This window comes from Microvirga sp. Mcv34, assembly GCF_024519725.1.
Classification (GTDB): Bacteria; Pseudomonadota; Alphaproteobacteria; order Rhizobiales; family Beijerinckiaceae; genus Microvirga.
In genome coordinates this window covers 1-687 of sequence record NZ_JALJRK010000271.1, presented here as the reverse complement: position 1 = coordinate 687, position 687 = coordinate 1, and the positions used below count along the sequence as shown (strand labels likewise).

General features: G+C 68.7%; 1 protein-coding gene. It reads left to right on the top strand.

What is annotated here, in order from left to right; genetic code table 11:
- A partial coding sequence (locus OC446_RS30575) for an IS66 family transposase (RefSeq protein WP_262032618.1) occupies positions 1-687 on the top strand: 687 nt, incomplete at both ends.

The window sequence follows — 687 nt, the reverse complement described above, 5'->3', positions numbered from 1 at the left end:
ATGCCCTGGAGCTGGAGATCGAACGGCTCAAGCTGCAGATCGCCAAGTTGCGCCGCCAGCACTTCGGCACCTCGTCGGAACGCGGAGCCCGTCTCGAGCAGCTGTTGCTCGCCCTGGAGGACCTGGAGGAGAGCGCCGCCCACCTGGATGCCGAGGCCGAGGCGAAGGATGCCGCGGCAGCACCGGATGCACCCCAGTGGACGGTCGAAGAGTTGAAGCGGGCCAAGCCCGCCCGCAGGCCCTTGCCTGGGCATCTGCCGCGCCGGCGCGTGGTTCTGCCTGGCCCGACCGCCTGCGCCTGCTGTGGGGGAGGCCTGCGCAAACTCGGGGAAGTCGTGACCGAGACCCTGGAGCGCATCCCGGCGCGTTGGATCGTCGTGGAGACGGTCCGTGAGAAGTTCAGCTGTGCGGCGTGTGAGACGATCACCGAGACGCCGGCGCCATTCCATGCTATTCCGCGCGGCCGCGCCGGTCCCCACCTGCTGGCCGAGATCACGGTGGGCAAGTTCGGCCTGCATCTGCCGCTGACCCGCCAGAGCGCGGTGTTTGCTCAGGAAGGGGTCGACCTAGACGTCTCGACCCTGTGCGACTGGATGGGAGCGGTCGCCTTTGCGACCCAGCCTCTGAGCGCTCTGATCGCCGAGCATGTGATGAAGGCCGAGCGGCTGCACGCGGACGACACGCCGG